The 19540-nt window shown below is 54.3% G+C and carries 17 protein-coding genes and 1 pseudogene; 4 read left to right on the top strand and 14 right to left on the bottom strand.

Features of this window, described 5'->3' with window-relative positions:
* Positions 1–24: 24 nt before the first annotated feature.
* A complete protein-coding gene (purB, locus tag AB5Y82_RS02680; RefSeq protein ID WP_047434256.1) occupies positions 25–1395 on the top strand; it encodes an adenylosuccinate lyase in 1371 nt (456 codons plus the stop codon).
* Positions 1396–1534: 139 nt separating this feature from the next.
* Positions 1535–2665, top strand: coding sequence for a cupin domain-containing protein (locus AB5Y82_RS02675; protein ID WP_368173620.1), 1131 nt, complete (start codon positions 1535–1537; stop codon positions 2663–2665).
* 50 nt (positions 2666–2715) lie between these two features.
* Here AB5Y82_RS02675 and AB5Y82_RS02670 read toward each other — a convergent pair whose 3' ends face one another.
* The 12 genes from AB5Y82_RS02670 to AB5Y82_RS02615 form a co-directional block, all read right to left on the bottom strand.
* Complete coding sequence (locus tag AB5Y82_RS02670) at positions 2716–3135, bottom strand: hypothetical protein (RefSeq protein WP_368173619.1); 420 nt, start codon at positions 3133–3135, stop codon at positions 2716–2718.
* Between the two features lie 16 nt (positions 3136–3151).
* Positions 3152–3469, bottom strand: a complete 318-nt coding sequence (locus AB5Y82_RS02665) for an STAS-like domain-containing protein (protein ID WP_368173618.1) — start codon at positions 3467–3469, stop codon at positions 3152–3154.
* An 11-nt stretch (positions 3470–3480) separates the two neighbouring features.
* A complete protein-coding gene (locus tag AB5Y82_RS02660) occupies positions 3481–4575 on the bottom strand; it encodes a hypothetical protein (protein ID WP_368173617.1) in 1095 nt (364 codons plus the stop codon).
* Between the two features lie 19 nt (positions 4576–4594).
* Positions 4595–5098 carry a GNAT family N-acetyltransferase gene (locus tag AB5Y82_RS02655; RefSeq protein WP_368173616.1) on the bottom strand — a complete coding sequence of 168 codons (504 nt, stop codon included), beginning with the start codon at positions 5096–5098 and terminating at the stop codon, positions 4595–4597.
* Positions 5099–5104: 6 nt separating this feature from the next.
* The gene (locus AB5Y82_RS02650; RefSeq protein ID WP_368173615.1) at positions 5105–6745 is read right to left on the bottom strand and encodes a GNAT family N-acetyltransferase; all 1641 of its coding nucleotides are present in this window, start codon (positions 6743–6745) and stop codon (positions 5105–5107) included.
* Positions 6745–7359 (bottom strand): glutathione S-transferase family protein, encoded by a 615-nt coding sequence (locus tag AB5Y82_RS02645; RefSeq protein ID WP_213390316.1) that lies wholly within the window; start codon positions 7357–7359, stop codon positions 6745–6747. The genes AB5Y82_RS02650 and AB5Y82_RS02645 overlap by 1 nt, the downstream gene beginning before the upstream one ends.
* Positions 7360–7395: 36 nt before the next feature.
* On the bottom strand, positions 7396–8034 hold the full coding sequence (gene pdxH / locus AB5Y82_RS02640) for a pyridoxamine 5'-phosphate oxidase (RefSeq protein ID WP_069555642.1): 639 nt from the start codon (positions 8032–8034) through the stop codon (positions 7396–7398).
* Between the two features lie 176 nt (positions 8035–8210).
* On the bottom strand, positions 8211–10337 hold the full coding sequence (locus AB5Y82_RS02635) for a reprolysin-like metallopeptidase (protein ID WP_368173614.1): 2127 nt from the start codon (positions 10335–10337) through the stop codon (positions 8211–8213).
* Positions 10338–10643: 306 nt separating this feature from the next.
* Positions 10644–10982, bottom strand: coding sequence for a hypothetical protein (locus AB5Y82_RS02630; RefSeq protein ID WP_159144118.1), 339 nt, complete (start codon positions 10980–10982; stop codon positions 10644–10646).
* Positions 10961–12925: a reprolysin-like metallopeptidase gene (locus tag AB5Y82_RS02625; RefSeq protein ID WP_159144119.1), complete on the bottom strand. Its 1965-nt coding sequence runs from the start codon at positions 12923–12925 to the stop codon at positions 10961–10963. The genes AB5Y82_RS02630 and AB5Y82_RS02625 overlap by 22 nt, the downstream gene beginning before the upstream one ends.
* A 252-nt stretch (positions 12926–13177) precedes the next feature.
* The gene (locus AB5Y82_RS02620; protein WP_111900851.1) at positions 13178–13507 is read right to left on the bottom strand and encodes a hypothetical protein; all 330 of its coding nucleotides are present in this window, start codon (positions 13505–13507) and stop codon (positions 13178–13180) included.
* On the bottom strand, positions 13504–15480 hold the full coding sequence (locus tag AB5Y82_RS02615) for a reprolysin-like metallopeptidase (RefSeq protein ID WP_368173613.1): 1977 nt from the start codon (positions 15478–15480) through the stop codon (positions 13504–13506). Before AB5Y82_RS02615 ends, AB5Y82_RS02620 begins: the two co-directional genes overlap by 4 nt.
* A gap of 215 nt (positions 15481–15695) precedes the next feature.
* On the opposite strand from AB5Y82_RS02615, the gene AB5Y82_RS02610 reads away from it, so the two are divergent.
* Positions 15696–16907 (top strand): RsmB/NOP family class I SAM-dependent RNA methyltransferase, encoded by a 1212-nt coding sequence (locus tag AB5Y82_RS02610; RefSeq protein WP_111900853.1) that lies wholly within the window; start codon positions 15696–15698, stop codon positions 16905–16907.
* Positions 16908–17030: 123 nt separating this feature from the next.
* On the opposite strand, the pseudogene AB5Y82_RS02605 reads toward AB5Y82_RS02610, so the two are convergent.
* Together AB5Y82_RS02605 and AB5Y82_RS02600 are read right to left on the bottom strand one after the other, a co-directional pair.
* Positions 17031–17985 (bottom strand): annotated as a pseudogene (locus tag AB5Y82_RS02605) (IS1595 family transposase).
* A gap of 117 nt (positions 17986–18102) precedes the next feature.
* A complete protein-coding gene (locus tag AB5Y82_RS02600; protein ID WP_111900855.1) occupies positions 18103–18444 on the bottom strand; it encodes a Grx4 family monothiol glutaredoxin in 342 nt (113 codons plus the stop codon).
* Positions 18445–18732: 288 nt separating this feature from the next.
* On the opposite strand from AB5Y82_RS02600, the gene sodB reads away from it, so the two are divergent.
* Positions 18733–19317: a superoxide dismutase [Fe] gene (gene sodB, locus AB5Y82_RS02595; RefSeq protein WP_005334664.1), complete on the top strand. Its 585-nt coding sequence runs from the start codon at positions 18733–18735 to the stop codon at positions 19315–19317.
* The last annotated feature ends 223 nt before the right edge of the window (positions 19318–19540 follow it).

The raw sequence follows: 19540 nt of genomic DNA, 5'->3' as shown, positions 1-19540 counted from the left end.
CACAAATCATCAGGAGTTCACCCCATGGAGCTGTCCGCGCTGACTGCTGTTTCCCCGATTGACGGTCGTTATGGCGACAAGGCCGATGCCCTGCGCCCTATCTTCTCCGAATTCGGCCTGCTGCGTTTTCGCGTCGAAGTCGAGGTGCGCTGGTTGCAAAAACTGGCCAGCCACGCCGGGATCCCGGAAGTCCCTGCCCTGAGCGCGGCCGCCAACGCCCTGCTCGACGGCATCGTCAGCAACTTCAACGAGAGTGACGCCGCCCGTATCAAACAGATCGAGCGCACCACCAACCATGATGTGAAAGCGGTGGAGTACTTCCTCAAAGAGAAAGTCGAAGTGAACCCGGAGCTGGCGGCTGTCAGCGAGTTCATCCACTTCGCCTGTACCTCGGAAGACATCAACAACAACTCCCACGGTCTGATGCTGAAAACCGCTCGCGAAGAGGTCATCAAGCCTTATTGCGAAAAGCTGATCAGCGAGCTCAAGCGTCTGGCCCACGAGTACCGTGACATGCCGCTGCTCTCCCGCACCCACGGCCAGCCGGCCACCCCGAGCACCATGGGCAAGGAGATGGCCAACGTCGCCTACCGTCTTGAGCGCCAGTTCAAGCAGATCATGGCGGTGGAGATCCTCGGCAAGATCAACGGTGCGGTCGGCAACTACAACGCCCACCTTAGCGCCTACCCGAATGTGGACTGGCACCAGTTCTCCGAGGAGTTTGTGACTTCCCTCGGCCTGACCTGGAACCCCTACACTACCCAGATCGAGCCGCACGACTACATCGCCGAGCTGTTCGACGCCATGGCCCGCTTCAACACCATCCTGATCGACTTCGACCGCGATGTATGGGGTTACATCTCCCTGGGTCACTTCAAGCAGCGCACCATCGCGGGTGAAATCGGCTCCTCCACCATGCCGCACAAGGTCAACCCCATCGACTTCGAGAACTCCGAAGGCAATCTGGGTCTGGCCAACGCCGTGTTCCAGCATCTGGCGAGCAAGCTGCCCATCTCCCGCTGGCAGCGTGATCTGACCGACTCGACCGTGCTGCGCAACCTGGGTGTGGCGGTGGGTTACTCCCTGATTGCCTATCAGGCGACCCTCAAGGGTATCTCCAAGCTGGAAGCCAACGACGCCGCCATGGCCGCCGATCTGGATGCCAACTGGGAAGTGCTGGCCGAGCCGATCCAGACCGTGATGCGCCGCTACGGTATCGAGAAGCCTTACGAGAAGCTCAAGGAGCTGACCCGTGGCCGCCGCGTCGATGCCGAAGGGATGCGTACCTTTATCGACACCCTGGAGCTGCCGGAAGCTGTCAAGGTTGAGCTGAAGAAGCTGACCCCGGCCAACTACATCGGTGACGCCCAGCGTCTGGTTGACCTGCTGAAGTAAGCCAGCCGCTACTGACGAAGGGGCCCTGTGCACGATACGCCACAGGGCCCCTGTTATTTTCCCTGCCACGGCAGGATCCCGAGTGGCTTTTCCCAAGCCTGCCTTGGGCAAAACCTCTTTGCGAGACACGAGAAACAGCATGTACGAACTCAATCTGGATATCGCTCACTTCCTCGAGCACTACTGGCAGAAGCGCCCGCTCCTTATCAAGGGTGGCTTCAAGGACTTTCAGGATCCCATCAGCCCGGATGAGCTGGCGGGTCTGGCCATGGAAGAGGTGGTCGAGTCCCGCCTCGTCACCCGTTTCGACGGCAAGTGGGATGCCGCTCACGGCCCCTTCGAATCCTACGACCATCTGGGCGAAGAGAACTGGACCATTCTGGTACAGGCTTGCAACCACTGGGCTCCCGAGGTGAACGAGCTGGCCGTGCCGTTCCAGTTCATCCCGGGCTGGCGCTTTGACGATGTGATGGTGAGCTTCTCCACCCCCCATGCGGGTGTCGGCCCCCACATCGACAATTACGATGTGTTTATCACCCAGGGTCTGGGCAAACGCCACTGGCGAGTCGGCGATGCCAAGCCCCTCAACGAGTTCGCCGCCCACGCCGCCCTGCTCCACTGCGAGCCGTTCGAGGCGATCATCGACGTCATCATGGAGCCGGGTGACATCCTCTACATTCCACCCGGATTCCCCCACGAAGGCTACGCCATCGAGCCCTCCATGAACTTCTCGGTGGGCTTCCGCGCACCGGATGCCAAGGCGCTTATCTCCTCCTTTGCCGATCACCTGATCGACAACGAGGTGCGTACCGAGCGTTACGGCGATGCCGATCTCAAGCCCCGTGCCCGTCACGGCGAGATCCAGCCCCACGAGCTGCACCGTCTGCGCGAGCTGATGCAGCAGGCCCTCGATGACGAGACCCTGTTCAAGGAGTGGTTCGGCACCATGATCTCCGAGGCCAAGCACGATCTGGACGTCAATCCGGTCGAGCCGGACTACAGTGCCGAGGAAGTGGCCGACCTGCTGACCCAGGGCGAGCCCGCCATCAAGGTGCCGGGTCTGCGCACCGTCTGGTTCAGCGGCGAGAGCCAGCAATGCTTCATCGACGGCGAAGCCTGGACTCTGCAGAGCGAAGACGCAGCAGCCATTTCGCTCTTGTGTGACAAAGACATCATCACTCAGGCCGATATGGTGGAGCTGGCCGATCAGGCCGGTTTCCTGCAACTGCTGACCCGTCTGGTCAACCGCGGGTACTGGTTCTTTTCATAAAAAGAATACTAATATAAGGGTGGTAAATTACTGCCCTTACTCTATTTAAATTAAAACTTTCGTTCAAAACATGATTTCAATTTATTGATTTGATTTAGCAAACTTAATAAGCAATTTTTTTTGTCGCCTGAAAAGAATATATCATCCGTCATTATCTTTTTAACAGACAAAAGACATTCTTTTCTTTGTAATTCATTATTCTTATCATATAAATTTATTTCTTTCACGATCCATTGAAGCTTAACATACATACTAACCTGATATAAATACTTGCTATTGTCAAAGGTACTATTAGATATAATATCTATGCACTCATCAAATATTCGGTCCAATGATGTTGACAAGTCATCAATCTTCAAATTTATGAAGTCGTGTTTTGATGCTTGCCTACCTAAACGATGTGTAATAGGAACAGCAATAATTGATACTATAAGTGCCAGCACGGCTATTATTAGCTCAGCATCTTTCATTACTAATACCACATCATTATTTGTTCATTTTCACGGCATCTTCCACATACGACTTTATTTCCAATAAAATATCTGGATCATCGTTGGATATTGCTGATGAAATAATATTCATTACTACATCCTGTTTAATCCCAGAACGAATTAAACCACCAAAAACCTCTTCTAGAAATGATGAGCCATAACCGAAAACACCATCAAAATTCACGATAACATGATTATTATCTTTGATTGCAGGAATTAGCACATCATCTCTAAATTCTTCACCACTATAGGGGCCAAGTTTTCTATATCGAGCCCCAGGGAATTCACTAAAATCAATTATCTTTATTTCCACAGTAACATCCCTCAGCAGCTACTTGGTACTGACCACTCCACTATAGTACCACCAATTGATGAATCATTGTCATATGCAGTTGATAATCTATTACATTTTTTATTATAGTATCTGTAAGTGCCTCTGTTAGAGAAGATAACCATCTTTGCTCTGTCTGTTTTATCAACAAAAGTTCTAAGGTCCGTAGTTCCCTTCCCTCTATGAGACAACCCCGTTCGAGTCTCTTTTACCAAGGTTGACGCCTTAATATATTCACAATCACCATGTGAATCCGAATTTTGCTGTCCAATCAGTGCCCATATTTTATTTAGCAAAGAAGTTTGCTGGGTTAATTCAAGCGTATTCGGGATGCCATGCCCGACATCACAAATAATAACCACATACTCTTTATTTATATTACCAACAAATATCCACCATTTTTTTAAAATAAAAGGCTTATCCACCTTAATATCAGAGGAATAGGCGTGCTCAGCAGCATTAGATATCGCTTCTATACAGCTACGATAGAGAACAGACTGCGATATATTTTCATCATCGATATTTTTCAAAATGGAGCCAGCAATAGTTCCATCACTTTCTTTACTACTGGCAAAACGCCAACATTTCACACTGGGGTTATTAATGTCGGCAGAACATATTTTCTTTCCTATTAACTCATAAAAACCAACCTGACACAACACAGCATCAACCAAATTAATAGGCTTCTTTATTCCAGATGTAGGATTGCTATGTGGCCTGATCAATTTAAACTTAACACCATCATATCTTTTTATAATAACATCAACCTTTGCTATCAGTAATAGACATGCTGATGCTGTGATTGCTCTAGTATCTCGAAAATTAATTTTCAAGGACTTTTTTGACAACCTAACCCTCTGTGCTGCCTGTTCAATACTATAAATAAACCGGTTAAATTCTTTATGATTCCTAACTTTATAAAGGTCTATAACATGAGGAGCAAACACAACAATGTCACGACTGACCTTACCTTTTTTTAATCGCCTAACACCATACTTTTTCAAATTTTTTGAGCAAAGACGCCGTAAAAATCGCTTATGGCTAAGCTTGATATGGCGAAGACGTCCTTTAATAGAAAAAAAATGCATCTAAATTCAACCTTCCTCATTATTCTGGACACTCATCAAACAGGGGGTGATAGAGCACCTCACCCTGCGCCCCAGTAAAACCACTCTCCTGCAGTTCCATCGCCATAAAGCAGTCGGCAGGCACCTCATAGATGCAGTGCAGGCCAAACTCGCTAGCCGGGCGGAAACCGAAACGGCTGTAATAGGCCGGATCCCCGAGTACTACCACCCCTTTCCAGTCCATCTCGAGCGCCGTATCAAGCCCTTCACGGATGAGATCAGAGCCAATACCCTGACCTTGCCAGTCGGGATGAACCGCGACCGGCGCCAGACCGAGCCAGGGCCCTTCCATGCCGTTAATGGTGATCGGGCTTAGCATCAGGTGCCCCATGAACTCGTACTCTTCCTCTTCGACCATGGTCACCACGGCAGCACCACATTCGCGCAGGCGGTTGACCAGTTCGGCCTCATCGGAACGACCGAAGGCGGCACTCAGCAGCTCATAAACCGGCAGCATGTCACCGGGGCGCTCGGTTCTCAACATCAGGTATTACTCCTCGTACAGCAGAGCGGGCATTATTCCACACAACGGCTGGTCATTCTGAGTACCTTTGTCCAAAAATGGGAGGGTGCACTCAGGAAAACGAGCGGCAAACTGCTGCTGCAAGGCGGTTAGCGTCACCGGGGTGACCCTGTTCATCGCCTCGCGGTAGGCAAGCCAGAGGGCGGGAGCCTCCCGCGCCAACCGCTCAAAAGTCAGTTCGGGCGTTTGATGCCAACAACCATCAAGCTCATCGACCAGCTCCGGCAGCTCCACCAGCAGCCGTAACTGCTGATAGCGTATCTGCGAAGAGTCACCCTGATCGCCCAGCGCCTGCGCCATCAATTGGTTGAACCAGTGGCGCCGTGATGCGCGCTCCTCGCGGCTGAGCAGATCGGGCCCCTGACGCTGCAGCGCGGCCAGTTGCAGCAACCACGCCAACCCCTGTTCATCCCTGTCTTTCAGCAAGACGCCGCCAAGATGGGACAACTGCTCCGGTTCGGCCTGCTCCAGCAGATCGACGGGGTAACAATGTAGCGCCAGCAACCGCTCAAGTTGCGGCGGGCAGCACAGACAGCAGGGCTCCTCCCCCACGCCCTTCTCATCCACAAAAAGCGAGATGGCCAGCTTGCCATTGGCACTCTGCCGATTGGTCGTGGCGTGATCCCACAGGATCACCACGGCGATCCGCTCATCAGCCAGCCAATGATCAATCTCATCAAGTAAAGGGGCTGGCAAGGAGAGGGGGCGATCCAGCCGCCAGTAGCTCACCTCGCACGGCTGGCGACCACTGATATGGCGCCGCCCGCGATAGTGCATCCCCAGTTTTGCCATCACCCGGCCGGAGGCTAAATTGTCTGGCATATGGCGAGCCGTCAGCGCAGGCAGTTGCAGTTGGTCAAAGGCGAACCCCTTGACCAAGCTGGCGGCCCGGGTCGCCAGACCGCGATTTTGCCAGGGCACGCCCACCCACCAGGCGAGTTCGCCATTCCAGTGCAGGGAGATCACCCCTAGCAACGCCGCACCTTGTTCCTCTGGCAAGGTGATGGCCCAGCTCCAGCCAAGGCCAAGCGCCGCCTTGCGCCAGCTGAGCGCCAGCCAGTCGCGGGCCCCCTCCGGCGGATAGGGGTGAGGAATATTGAGGGTGTAGCGCGCCAGCGCCTCGTCGCTGCAGTAGCGCACTATCTCGCGCTCATCGTCGGCCTGCAGTTGTCGCAATACGACACCTGATAGCGAATGCCCCTCAGCCAGGGTCGGCACCGTCACGCGGCGCGCCAGCAGGCGATTGAGCACGGCGCCCAAATCGGCCTCGGGGGTGAGCGGCAAATCGGCCCCCACAGGGCCAAGGGTGAGCAGTCCCTGCTCCCTGGCGAGGGTCAATAGGGAAGTAGAGGCGCTGATCAGAACCTGGCGGCTGGGATCAACATGAAAATCCGCCAGCAGATCCCCATCGAGCCAAGCAGCCAGCAGGGCCCCCGGGCAGAGCACACCGTCAGGAGGGCTGCTCGCCCAGGGTGCATCGGTTTGATCGAGGGCGGCGGCCGCCTCTTTGCCCAGTAGCAGCTGCCAGCGATGACCCTGCTGCTGCCAGTACAGCAACAGCGTAGTCCACTGCGGTAGCCACAGAGTCGCCTCGATCAGCAGTTCCATCAGCTGGCCTGACAGGCCACTGGCAGCGTCAGATGGCGGGGATGGGCTTCGATACGGGCGATCCAGCTGCGGATAGCGGGCCACCCCTGCAGGGAGAAGATCCCCTCCTCTGCCACGTGGGTGTAGGCATAAAGGGCGATATCGGCGATGGTAGGCGCATCACCGCACAGATAGGGGCTCTGTTTCAGCTGCTGCTCCATTACCGCCAGCGCCTTCTCGCCACCGGCTTTCAGCCCGTCGAGACGCGCCTCCTGCGACTCGGGGCGGCCGAGATAGTGAACGATAAAGCGGGCCACCGCGATATAGGGCTCATGACTGTACTGCTCGAAGAACATCCACTTGAGCACCTCGGCCTGCTGGCGCGGATCGGTGGGCCACAAGGCGCTGCCTTGCGCCAGATAGAAGAGGATGGCGTTGGATTCCGCCAGCGCATCGCCCTGGCCAATCTCCAGCACCGGGATCTTGCCGTTGGGGTTCATGGCCAGAAATGCGGGGATATGGGTATCCCCCGCCTGAATATCCACCTCAACCCACTCAAGGGGCAGCTCCAGCCAGCGGGCCAGCAGCCACACCTTGTAACAGTTGCCGGAACGCAGATCACCATACAGACGCATACACACTCCTTGTGAAAACAGATTTGAACAGCGCGCTCAGGGAGCCAGACGCTCGATATGCCAGCCATCCCCGTCACGGGTGTAGTAGAAGCGGTCGTGCAGCCGGTGCTCGCCCCCCTGCCAGAACTCCACCGTCTCGATCACCACCCGGAAGCCACCCCAGAAACTCGGCAGCGGTACTTCGCCATTGGCAAACTTCTGCTTTAGCTCGAGGAACTTGGCCTCCAGCACGCCGCGGGCCGAGATGCGGGTCGACTGTTTGGAGACCCAGGCAGCGATCTGGCTATCCTTGGGACGGCTGTGGAAATACTTCATCACCTCGAAGGTGCTCATCTTCTCCACCCGACCGGTCACATGCACCTGACGGTCGAGCGTATGCCAGGGGAAGAGCAGGCTGATACGAGGATTGCCTTCCAGCTGCTGCGCCTTGCGGCTACCCATGTTGGTGTAAAAGACCATTCCCAGGGCATCGTAGTGCTTGAGCAGCACAGTGCGCTGCCAGGGCTGACCATCGGCATCCACCGTCGCTACCACCATAGCGGTGGGATCGGTCAGTTTGGCCTCACAGGCCTGCGCCAACCACTTCTCGAAAAGCGCCAGCGGCTCGGCCGGCAGATCGGCCCGGTGCAGACCGCCACGGGTATACTCACGGCGCAGATCAGCAACATCCATCATCTTGATTTTCCTTCAAATAAATAATGGTTCCACGACCATCAAGAGAGTGACGCAGGCATTGTGCGCTCGATAAAGCGACCTTGTAAACCATACAAAAAAAGCGAAGAGGCTAACGCCTCTTCGCTTGGTTCATCAATTTGCCAAAGATGGGTAATCTCACCCTTGGGTTATCTGGTTTAGTAGCTCATGATCTCACGACGACGCAGCAGCGCAGCGATACCAAGGCCCAACAGCGCGAACAGACCGGTCGAACCACCGCCGCCGCCGCCATTGCTTTCAGGCTGGGGGGCCGGTGTATTACTGCTCTTGGTCGCCAGCTTTGGCGTAATGGCATAAAAAATATTGTCGCTACAGGCCAGCTTGAGGCGAACAGCGCTGCCAGCATTGGCCGGAATGGTTACCTCATGAGCGCCATTGTTGCTCACGCCATTGACCAGCGGCTGCCAACTCTTGCCTTCATCATTGCTATAACTGATATCGACCCGCTGACAGTTGACAGGATGACGGTCAGTGCCAGCTACTTGCCAATTCACTGTGGTCGGGTTGCCAACCAGAATACGCTGGTCAGGGGCTGGCAATATCTTGAAGGTTTGTGAACCTGTATCGACCACCTCGACCGAGGTCTCACCATAGGCGCCACCGCCTTTGCCATCACGGGCGACCAGACGGAAGTTAAGGGTGCGCGGCACATTGACCCAAACATCACCTTTCTCAGCTTCCCCTTTTAACTGGGTAGCCAGCGAAGGAAAGTGACGAACCGGGGAAGTGGTCGGCGCGGCGTAACGATACAGAGGGCCGGTTGCAAGGCGACCGGAACTCAATTGATCGCCACTCGTCGTTCCATCCCCCAGATCGACCTGTTCCCAAGTATAGGTAAGGGTATCACCGTCAATATCATTACCCTTGCCACTCAGGCTAAATGCCACCCCTTTGGGGATCACATGTTCTGCTGGCACATCGGTAATTACTGGCGCCTGATTATCGCCATTTTGGTTCGGGATAGCAGTGCCACAACGTGAGGAAAAAAGAGGAGCAAGTGCCGATGGTGCACCAAAAAAACGGATCTCACTCTTCTTTGCTTTAGCTTCACGCTTGTTTATATGCTCGAGCATCAGCTCAATCGACTTGCTATGAAAATAGGCATCGCTGTTGAGCTGTATATTTTGCTCCCCCATCATCCCCGCATAAGCCATGATGGAGCTACCACTGCCAGGCTCCCATGCCATGGATGACTCTCTCTGTCCCTTATCAGCGTTATAGGTATGGTCAGCTCCAAATTGATGACCAATCTCATGCGCAACAAAGTCAATAAAAAAAGCATCTCCAACAGGATTTTTGTTTCCTGTAGCAGCGTTAGACCTATATGAATAATATAAATCTATATTGTCACATAATGATCCTAGATGCGCATCCCCTTCATTTTTTTCCACTTGCGTCACTACATGACCAATATCGAAATAGCCAAGCTCATTACTACTCAGCTTCTCTCTCTGAACCGCTGTATTTATTGTGCTGATGTTTTTAAATTTAGGATACTTACCGTTAACAAAAGGGTCATCAACAGGATTTTCGAATATAATATTGTCATTCCCCTCTGCCAATACAAAACGAACCCCTAAGTCCCTTTCATATACCTCGTTTAAACGGTTAGTCAAGGTTATCAGTGATGCCAATGCTTGGGCTTGGCCACCAAAAAACCTGGTATATGAACCAGTAGTAGAGAATGCAATGCTGTACTGGGTAAGCTCTGGCTTGCTATAGCCAGCCTCGTTACGAGCCGCTTCAGTTTTGTGTGCTAACTTTTTTTTCAGCTCTGACTTTTCGATGATCTCCTTGATATTCTTGCCATTCATTGAATGTGCATCTTTTTTGTAATAGACAGCGTAGGTACCATTACGCTGAATATCGACAAATATCTGCTCACCGGCATGCATAAACATGCCGTTAAAACCACGCGGAGAAATATCAAAACGACCGGTATTGCTGGGGGTGCCCACTTCATGTCCTTTATAGGTCATGATATCTGGGTATTTTGCTGCCAGCGCAGGCGGTAATACGGAATAGGCTTCCAATTCATATTGCACCATCTTGCCATCAGGCAATGGTAGCGTAATCACGGTTTGGCCCAAGCGCAGATTTTCTAAAAAATCCGGCTCTACCTCAAAGATATTGTATGCGCGAGCCCTTACAGGTTCATCGGCCTGCTTGCTGCGTTTTTCGATCATATGCCATGGGGATGCCAGCGCGATATTGGCTGACATTGCGATGACAACTGAGATTGCATTTATTGTGAACTTCATCATTATTAATCACCTGACTGAACAGCCGGCGAGAATAACGTGATACAAGTCACAATTCAACTTTTTCAATAAAAATTAAATGAATTTTATTTCATTTAAAATCATAATGTTAGTGAGTTAAAGTTTATAAACAGCTCATTTTGTTAGCATTTTCAGCAGTTCTTTTTAATAGAGTTAAAACTCCAAAAAAAAGTATATGGGGGCTCATATGTGAGTCATCGAATCACTCCCATGAGACTATCACTATGTTTGGAATATTAGAGTTATAACTCCAATCCTGCCGATTTACGCGACGTTGTTGAACAGCCACTACGGCCTTGAAATCGCCTCCGGCATGCACCTTTCCAGCATCTGTCGGTTATATCGGGTGGCATAGTCAATCCGCTGCTCAAACTCCGACTCCTTACCCATCTCAATCACATCACCGAACCCTTTCAGATAACGGACTCCGCACCGGGTTCTCGCTTCTGTTTGCAATGACTCCACAACCCCCGGAGCCATACCGCCGCGCCCGCCACGCACGATGAGCCGATAATCCTGAGCAGCAAGACTTTCATCTATTGCCTCGGTCAGTGATGCGGCCACAACAGGCGCTGCGCAGATATATAGAAACAGCAAACTGACGGCTAACCGTAATACCTGCGCCATCCGGCTGCCCCTCCCATCAGGAGGATCACGATAAGATTCACTGCACCACCACCACCGCCGCCACCCGCATTGTTGTCGGTAATGACAGTTGCACTTTCCGTAGTGGCAGACGCATTACCTCTTATCCCATTGATAGAGAAAAAAATATTATTGCTGCATGCCAGCTTCAGCCTGGCCGTGCTGGTCAACGGTGCAGGCAACACCACACTGGCCGACCCGTTATTGGCAAGCCCGCTTGCCAGCGTAGTCCAAGTAGAACCACCATTCTGTGTCAGTGCCAAATCCACGCTGGGACAATTGATAGGAGGCTGATCGGTCCCGGCAACATTCCATGTCACTAGCTGAGTGCTACCCGCCACCATGGCGCCGATCTGCGGAGCTGTGATGGCAAATGCCGCGCCGGTATTGATCACCTGAACCACCATTTCATCACTGCTCACGGCCCCCTGACCATCACGTACGGTAAGGCGGAACTGGAGATTGCGATTGGTCGCAGGCCACGCCTCTCCTTTGGCCAAGACACCCGATATCAGAGAGCTCATGGCGGGCAATGTTCTACGGGGATCCGATGTTGGTGAAACAAAGCGAAACAGCGGGCGGGTTCCATCATCCACCATGGTTGCCACGCTGTAGGATGCATTGCCAAGATCAACCTGCTCCCAGGTGTAACTGAGGGGATGACCATCCAGATCCAGCGCACTACCGACAAGAGTGAAAGGCGTATTGGCGGGGAGCACCCTATCGCCCCCCGCATCCACAACCGGCGCGTTATTGGCAAGCGCCAGGTCGGTGCCGCAGGAGGGCAGAGAGGCCATCAGAGCCCGCATCTGCTCGATCGACTTGCTGTGAAAGAAAGGTGTGCTGTTAACCTGCAGATTCTCCTCACCACAGATCCCGGCATAAGCCATGATGGTCGAGCCACTGCCCGGTTCCCAAGCTGAGCTAGCCTTGCGACCTGTTGCACAACTGTCGGCCATGCCATTGAAGGAGTGCTCTGCCCCCAGCTGGTGCCCCAATTCGTGGGCCACATAATCAATAAAGAATGCATCACCGATAGGCTGTGAGCCTCCGGTCATGCCCCGTGAACGGCTGAAAGGGTTGCATAAAGATCTCAGGGTCGCCACCCCGCCGCCTGATGTCGCCAGCAGATGGCCCAGATCAAAAGAAGGATTGAGCAACACCCCCTGTTGGGTCTGGTTGATTGCGATATCCTGGGTCGAGTTGGTGAAAGGATCCGTCGCAGGATCGGTGAAAATCACATTATCCGTATCAGCTGCAAGCTGAAACTCGGCCCCCACATCACGGCGATAGACTTCATTGACCCGATTAAGCAGTGTTGCAATGGCCGAGAGTGCTGCAACCTTGGTACCACCGTGATACTGGGTATATTCCCCAGTTGCCGAGATGGCGATAGTGTAGCGCTTGCGCAAATTGCCATTGACCAGCACAGCTCGCTCACGCTCGATACCATGAGGATCAATCACCTGATCCACATCCTGTCGCCGCCAGGTATCTTGCTGTTCATAAACGGCATAAGAGAAACCGTCCTGAAGCGGATCGACATAAAAAGTACGCCCCTGATGGGTAAACATACCGTGAAAACCATGTATGGTGACATCAAATCGGCCTGTATCCGCCGCCCGATCGATAGCCTTCCCACTGTAAGTATTGATAGAAGGGTAGCGCTGGGCCAACGGCTCCGGGAGCAAGGCATTGGGATGAACATCAAACTGCACCGTAGTGCCATCCGGCAATGGCAAGGTCAATACACTGGCGAGATGCCCGGGTTCAAAAGGCTTGTCAGGAACCACCACTCTGACCTTTTCAGCTCGCACATCATAGATCCCTCCCCTTTCCAAGTTTTCATCCATGAAGGTCCACTGGGGTTCTGCTGCAACCTGAACAGACAAACTGGTGATAATCACCGCAATGCCATGCTTCATAGAGCCTCCTTGCCCTACCTTGGTGGCAACAAGTATGGTGCAGCGTCAATTGACGATCTGCGTGACAGACAGAAAAGAACATTCGCACAAAACTTCTGTCACGCTGAAAAATCGTGCTACACCCGCGATCCCCATCTCAGGCAATACAGACTGGCCCCATTCAACAACGGAAAAAGTGAAGGCGCCATTGGCGCCTTCACGGATAGATAGGGGGATGAATATCCCCTCCATTTGGATTGGTTCGTTGGTGTATTACTGCTTGTCCGCGCCCGATGCTATCGGGCAATGAATCACCATACGCTGGTTATACTCGCTGGCGTAAGCGCTCAACTTGGCATGTATATCTTGCTGACCGGGTCTTATCACATCGCCCAATCCATCCAGATAACGCTTGCCACAGCGCGCCTTGGCCTCTGCCTGCTGCTCGGCTGCAATACCGGGGGCGAACTCTCCCCGCCCGGCTATCACTATCAGGCGGTAATCCTGTCTGGCGAGGTTTGCACTCAGCTCCTGTTCCAGCGTGCTGGCATCGGCCTGACAACCGCCGAGCATGACAAGCAGCAACAGAGGGACTCCCTTCATATGCGCCTCCGTTGCCAGCCGAGCAGCGCCAGAGCCAGCGTCCACAATCCGAGCGCCCCGCCACCACCGCCGCCACCTGAAGTCGAGCCACCTTGCACCAGAGGCAATTTGAGGGGACTGATGGCAAAGAAGATATTGTCGCTGCATGCCACTTTCAGCCTGACGCTGCTGGTGAGATAGGCAGGCAACGTTACCGTTGCTGCGCCGTTATTGGGTTGTCCGGCGGCGAGCATTGTCCAGCTTACGCCCTCATCCTGGGTCACCGAGATGTCCACCTTGCTGCAACTGATCGGCGCTACAGTTGTGCCCGCCACATCCCATGCCACTGCCTGACTGGCCCCCGGAATGAGAGTCACCCCGTAAAACGGGTTGGTGATGCGAAATGCCGCACCGGTATTGATCACTTGCACTTTCATGTCATCACTGGCAACTCCACCCTGACCATCACGCACCGTCAGTCTGAAATTGAGATCCCGGTTGGTAGTCGGCCAGGCCTCTCCTTTGGCAAGCGTGCCGGAGAGCAGGGATGGCAAACTCGGCAGGATCCGCTCCGGCGATGCAGTGGGAGAGACAAAACGAAACAGCGGCCGGGAGCCATCGTCAATCATGGTGGCGGCACTACTCGATTCAGTACCCAGATCGATCTGCTCCCAGTTGTAGAGCAGAGAATCATTATCCAGATCTCCACCAGCCCCTTTTAACATAAAGGCCGTATTGGCAGGGATCACATAGTCCCCCCCTGCAGCTGCCTGCGGGGCATTATTACTCAACGCGAGTGTGGTTCCACAAGTCGATACGGTCGCCATGTGCGCACGCATCTGCTCGATGGACTTGCTATGAAAATAGGGGTCGCTGTGAGCCTGGATATTCTCATCACCACAAATACCGGCATAGGCCATGATGGAGCTGCCACTACCAGGCTCATAGGCTTGACTCGCAACCCGGGTCCCAGCACCGCAACTCCCGGTAGTGCCGTTGAAGGTATGATCGGCACCAAACTGGTGGCCAATTTCATGAGCCACATAGTCAACGAAGAAGGCGTCTCCCACCGGTGTGGGTGAACCCGACATCCCGCCAGACTTCTGATTGGTGCAGAGCACTGCCAAACCGGCCAGACCACCGCTACCGGTATTGAGTACATGGCCGATATCAAAATTACCGAGCTGCATATTGGTAAAGTAATAAGCCTGTACCCCGATATTGGTCTGCGCATCCGAATTATCATTGGCAAACAAGTCGCTGGCTGGATCGGTAAAGATCAGGTTGTCATTGCCACTGGCCAGCACGAATTCGGCGCCCACATCCCGTTGATAGACCTGATTGACGCGGTTGAGCAAGGTCGCAATCGCCGCCATGGTAAGCGCTTTGGAGCCACCGTGGTAGCGGGTAAATTCCCCCGTCGTCGAAATGGCGATGGTATATTGCTTGCGGACATTGCCATCCACTTGCACCTTGCGCACCCGCTTGCTGATCTGCGAACCAATGATCTTGTCCGCCTCATCTTCCAGCCGACTATGGGCATCCTGCTGGTAATAGACGGCGTAGCCTTCGGCATTGCGCAGCGGATCGACAAACACCATCCTGCCCTGATGGCTGAACATGGCGTGAAAACCTTGCGGCCCCAGATCGAAGCGCCCCGTCTCTATCGGATGCGCCGGGTTGTGACCCTTGAAGGTGCGGATCTGCGGATACTTGGCGGCGAGATCTGCAGGCAGCAAGTCGTAGGCTTCCAGAGCAAAGGTGACCTCCCCCCCATCGGGCAACGGCAGGGTCAGCTCACTCGCCCCGGCTTGCAGCCCGGCAAAATAGTCGAGCGGCACCTTGGCCACCCGAAACTGATTGGCCCGCACCTCATAACCTTGCTCCGCAGTCGCGCTGGCGGCTACCGTACTCCACTCGCTGGCCATCAGGCTGGTTGACCCCAACAAACTGGCCACCAACAAGGCCAACGAACACTTACTGCTCACATGCATCTTTGTCATCCTTGTAGTCATGCACTTTTTTGAACCATTACCGGCATCATTATCCCGCCGAATCAAAAAGCCCGGCGCCACTGTTTCAGCCACTCCCCCATGGGGAGTGTTGCGCCAACCCCGTCTAACCCCTATCATTGCGCGGATTTGTCAATTTTAGAACTGCTCCTCTTCACAAAGGTGCGGTTCATCTTTATCTGGCCAAGGTTAATCTCATGCTCAAATCCCCACTGTTGCCCCGTTTCGGGGATCTGGTCGTTGCCATTGTTGACGATGTGCTCGGTCAGGGTCTTACCCTCGACCGCGCCTATGCCCGTCACTTCTCAGGCATCGAACTCAAACCGCAAGAACAGGCAAGGATTGCCCTGGTCACCGGCGACCTGCTGCGCCGTCTCAGCCTCTATTGTTTCCTCACCGGTATTCAGGTGCGTCAGGCCGAAAAGAATGTCTGGCCGCTGCTGCACAGCTGGCATGCCTTCCACAAAATTGCCCAGCCCAACCACCCGACCCTGGATCGCTTCAATGAAGAGGCATTCCGCCGCCGCCTGACCGAGGCGAAGAAGAACCCGGTATTGATGGATGGTTGCCCGAGCTGGCTGGAGAAACTGGGTAGCGAGCAGCTGGGTGAAGCCTGGCCTGCCGAGCGTGCAGCTCTGGCCTGGATGCCCAAGCGCTACCTGCGGGTCAACACCCTCAAGTGCACCCGTGATGAGCTGCAAGCCATGCTGGCCAAAGAGCAGGTCACCACCATTCCGGTTGAAGGTGTGGAGACTGCCCTGCAGGTCACCTCCGACGCCGCCCTGTTCCGTACCAAGGCCTTTGCCGATGGTTGCTTCGAACAGCAGGACGCAGGCTCGCAGCTGGTTGCTGCGGCTCTGGAGGTTACCCCAGGCATGCGCGTCATCGACGCCTGCGCCGGTGCCGGTGGCAAGACCCTGCATATCGCCGCCATGATGCAGGGCAAAGGCCGTCTGCTGGCAATGGATGTGGAAGAGTGGAAGCTGGAGAACCTCAAGCAGCGCGCTCGTCGCGCCGGTGCCCACAACGTGGAGACCCGGGTCATCACCAGCAGCAAGACCGTCAAGCGCCTCAAAGAGAGCGCCGACCGCGTACTGCTGGACGTGCCCTGCTCCGGTCTGGGCGTACTCAAGCGCAATCCGGATGCCAAGTGGCGTGATACCGCCGAGCGTCTGCCGGTGCTGGTCGCGCTGCAAGAAGAGATCCTGCAGCGTTACAGCCAGATGGTGAAGGTGGGCGGCCTGCTGGTCTATGCAACCTGCTCCATCCTGCCCGAGGAAAACCGTCAACAGGTGGACAAGTTCCTCGCCGCCAACGAAAACTTCCGTCTGCGTGACGATCACACCGTGAGCCCGTCCGAGACCGGCTTCGACGGCTTCTACATGGCTCGTATCGAACGGATCGCCTGATCTGCCCGATGACCATATAGACAAAAGCGGCTGCCATTGGCAGCCGCTTTGCTTTGGCTTGCTGACACACTCCCGATGGGGGTGACAGTGTCTACTGCTTGCGTCGCCAGCAAATAAAAAAGGCTATGTCCCAATTACGTGTTGCATGGGGCGCCTCATGCAAACATGTTTTGATATTTACGCCTTTTCCGTAACGCTCCAGCATCCGGCGCCAACCCAAGTAGTTCTTCAGGTAGTGCGTCGCCACGCCATGGAACCGCTCCATCCACTCTTTCAACCGATGGTGATATCCGTTCACATGCTGGATGTGATACGCACCGACTACCCGTTCGCCTTGACGATTGCGCACCACCTGATGGGTTATACCCTGTTCATTGCTGAAACAGGCATACACACCCGCCCCATCGCTACACAGCACCGCATCCGGTGACACCAACGGCTTCAACACCGCGATGACCGTCTCGGCATCTATTTTCTCCAACTGGAAATCCGCATGGTGGCCTGCACAGTCTTGTACCACCATCACCGGGATGTAATCTGGCCCGGTTCCACGAGTTCGACCTTTACCACCGCGATGACGTGGTGGACGCGGCAGTCCCCGCTGCCCCTTGAACGATTCAAGGAAGAAGGTCTCATCCACCTCAACAATGCCCTCTTCCCGGGTGGCCTGATGGGTTGCCATCGCGCGCAAGAATCGGTGACGCCAGAGGAACGCGGTGTTTTTGCTGACCCCACAGCGCCGCGCGGCCTGGCGGACAGTCACTCCTTCGATGAGAGCTTGTGCGTAGTCTTCCCAGCACTGTGCTTTACGCAATCTGGCCAAGGGCGTCTTGGTCAGAACGGTACTGGTGCGCAGACACAGTTTGCAACGGTAGCGGCGCAGTCCCCGACTCCATCCCCAAGGCGCCAGCTGGGTAACATCGGCCTGACAATGGGGGCAGCCACTGCATGCCGGTAATTGAGTATTGAGCGAGGTAATGGTGTGGGGTGCAGTAAGCTCCTGCTGAGCAACACGGCGCTGGCGCAGGGTTAACTGGGGAAAAAGGGACAACAGGTGTTGAAAGGCTGGAGTATCCATGATGGTAGACCTCAAGGTGATGGCCTACTTCAAGATTAGCCTTTCAACACGTAATTGGGACAGAGCCATAAAAAAGGGAGCCATAATGGCTCCCTTTTCAGCGATGTGAACACCCGCTTATTCAGCAGCGTCATCCTGCTTGTACTTGGCAGCAGTCTCTTTGATCAGAGCCTGCAACTCGCCAGCCTGGAACATCTCGATCATGATGTCACAGCCACCGATCAGCTCACCTTCAACCCACAGTTGGGGGAAGGTCGGCCAGTTGGCGAATTTTGGCAATTCGGCGCGGATATCCGGATTTTGCAGGATATCAACGTAGGCAAACGGCTCGCCGCAGGACATCAGAGCCTGGGAGGCCTGGGCAGAGAAGCCACAGCTGGGTAGCTTGGGGGAGCCCTTCATGTAGATGATGATGGGGTTGTCAGCCAGCTGCTGCTTAATCTTTTCAATAGTTTCCATAGGTGCCTCACTAGAGCGATTTCGGCGGCCATTCTACTGCAATCTTGCCCGAGCACAAGCTGACAAAGGGGTGACCCGGCTCGAATTGTGCAAAGAACCCACACAGGATTGATCGCGATCATGGCGCCAATCAAGAGTTGTTAGGCCATCTTTGATACTGCTACAATCCCTTGGCTTTGGGCTACCCAGCCCCATCATTTTAAAAACAACTCTTTTCACATATAGAAAAGAGTACGCAATGTCTTGCAACCGTCGCCTTCGCACGGTCCAGCCAATGGAGAGTAGAAAATGGCATTCGAACTTCCCGCTCTGCCCTATGCAATCAACGCTCTGGAACCGCACATCTCCCAGGAAACTCTGGAATATCACCACGGCAAGCACCACAACACCTACGTGGTCAACCTGAACAATCTGGTGCCGGGTACCGAGTTTGAAGGCAAGTCTCTGGAAGAGATCATCAAGACCTCCAACGGCGGCATCTTCAACAACGCCGCCCAGATCTGGAACCACACCTTCTACTGGCACTGCCTCTCCCCGAATGGCGGTGGCGAGCCGACTGGCGCCCTGGCTGATGCCATCAACAAGGCATTCGGCTCCTTCGCCGAGTTCAAAGATGCCTTCACCAAATCAGCCATCGGCAACTTCGGTTCCAGCTGGACTTGGCTGGTGAAGAAAGCTGACGGCTCTCTGGCTATCGTCAACACCTCCAACGCTGGCTGCCCGCTGACTGAAGCCGGTACCACCCCGCTGCTGACCGTTGACCTGTGGGAGCACGCCTACTACATCGACTTCCGCAACCTGCGTCCGAAGTACATGGAAACCTTCTGGGCTCTGGTTAACTGGGAATTCGTGGCCAAGAATCTGGCTGCCTAATCAGCCTCGCTTGCCAAAACGCCCCGCTCAGCGGGGCGTTTTTTTATCTCGTGTCCCGTCCTGAATATGGTTTACACCTTTCCCCCCAATAAATGGATAACCCGATGGGACAAGGTGTGAAACGGACGCAGCGCGATTACTCGCTGACTTTTAAACTGGCACTGGTCGAGCAGATTGAAAAAGGCGAGCTCACCTACAAACAGGCTCAGGTGCGTTATGGCAT

The organism is Aeromonas sp. s13 (assembly GCF_040907905.1).
Taxonomy (GTDB): domain Bacteria; phylum Pseudomonadota; class Gammaproteobacteria; order Enterobacterales; family Aeromonadaceae; genus Aeromonas; species Aeromonas veronii.
This window is presented reverse-complemented; position numbering and strand designations above follow the sequence as displayed.

Excerpts from the sequence above, each read along its gene's own strand:
- purB (WP_047434256.1), top strand. The coding sequence starts at position 25 with ATGGAGCTGTCCGCGCTGACTGCTGTTTCCCCGATTGACGGTCGTTAT.
- AB5Y82_RS02660 (WP_368173617.1), bottom strand. The coding sequence starts at position 4,575 with ATGCATTTTTTTTCTATTAAAGGACGTCTTCGCCATATCAAGCTTAGC.
- AB5Y82_RS02675 (WP_368173620.1), top strand. The coding sequence starts at position 1,535 with ATGTACGAACTCAATCTGGATATCGCTCACTTCCTCGAGCACTACTGG.
- AB5Y82_RS02670 (WP_368173619.1), bottom strand. The coding sequence starts at position 3,135 with ATGAAAGATGCTGAGCTAATAATAGCCGTGCTGGCACTTATAGTATCA.
- sodB (WP_005334664.1), top strand. The coding sequence starts at position 18,733 with ATGGCATTCGAACTTCCCGCTCTGCCCTATGCAATCAACGCTCTGGAA.
- AB5Y82_RS02650 (WP_368173615.1), bottom strand. The coding sequence starts at position 6,745 with ATGGAACTGCTGATCGAGGCGACTCTGTGGCTACCGCAGTGGACTACG.
- AB5Y82_RS02655 (WP_368173616.1), bottom strand. The coding sequence starts at position 5,098 with ATGTTGAGAACCGAGCGCCCCGGTGACATGCTGCCGGTTTATGAGCTG.
- AB5Y82_RS02630 (WP_159144118.1), bottom strand. The coding sequence starts at position 10,982 with ATGGCGCAGGTATTACGGTTAGCCGTCAGTTTGCTGTTTCTATATATC.
- AB5Y82_RS02600 (WP_111900855.1), bottom strand. The coding sequence starts at position 18,444 with ATGGAAACTATTGAAAAGATTAAGCAGCAGCTGGCTGACAACCCCATC.
- pdxH (WP_069555642.1), bottom strand. The coding sequence starts at position 8,034 with ATGATGGATGTTGCTGATCTGCGCCGTGAGTATACCCGTGGCGGTCTG.
- AB5Y82_RS02620 (WP_111900851.1), bottom strand. The coding sequence starts at position 13,507 with ATGAAGGGAGTCCCTCTGTTGCTGCTTGTCATGCTCGGCGGTTGTCAG.
- AB5Y82_RS02615 (WP_368173613.1), bottom strand. The coding sequence starts at position 15,480 with ATGCATGTGAGCAGTAAGTGTTCGTTGGCCTTGTTGGTGGCCAGTTTG.
- AB5Y82_RS02645 (WP_213390316.1), bottom strand. The coding sequence starts at position 7,359 with ATGCGTCTGTATGGTGATCTGCGTTCCGGCAACTGTTACAAGGTGTGG.
- AB5Y82_RS02610 (WP_111900853.1), top strand. The coding sequence starts at position 15,696 with ATGCTCAAATCCCCACTGTTGCCCCGTTTCGGGGATCTGGTCGTTGCC.
- AB5Y82_RS02625 (WP_159144119.1), bottom strand. The coding sequence starts at position 12,925 with ATGAAGCATGGCATTGCGGTGATTATCACCAGTTTGTCTGTTCAGGTT.
- AB5Y82_RS02635 (WP_368173614.1), bottom strand. The coding sequence starts at position 10,337 with ATGATGAAGTTCACAATAAATGCAATCTCAGTTGTCATCGCAATGTCA.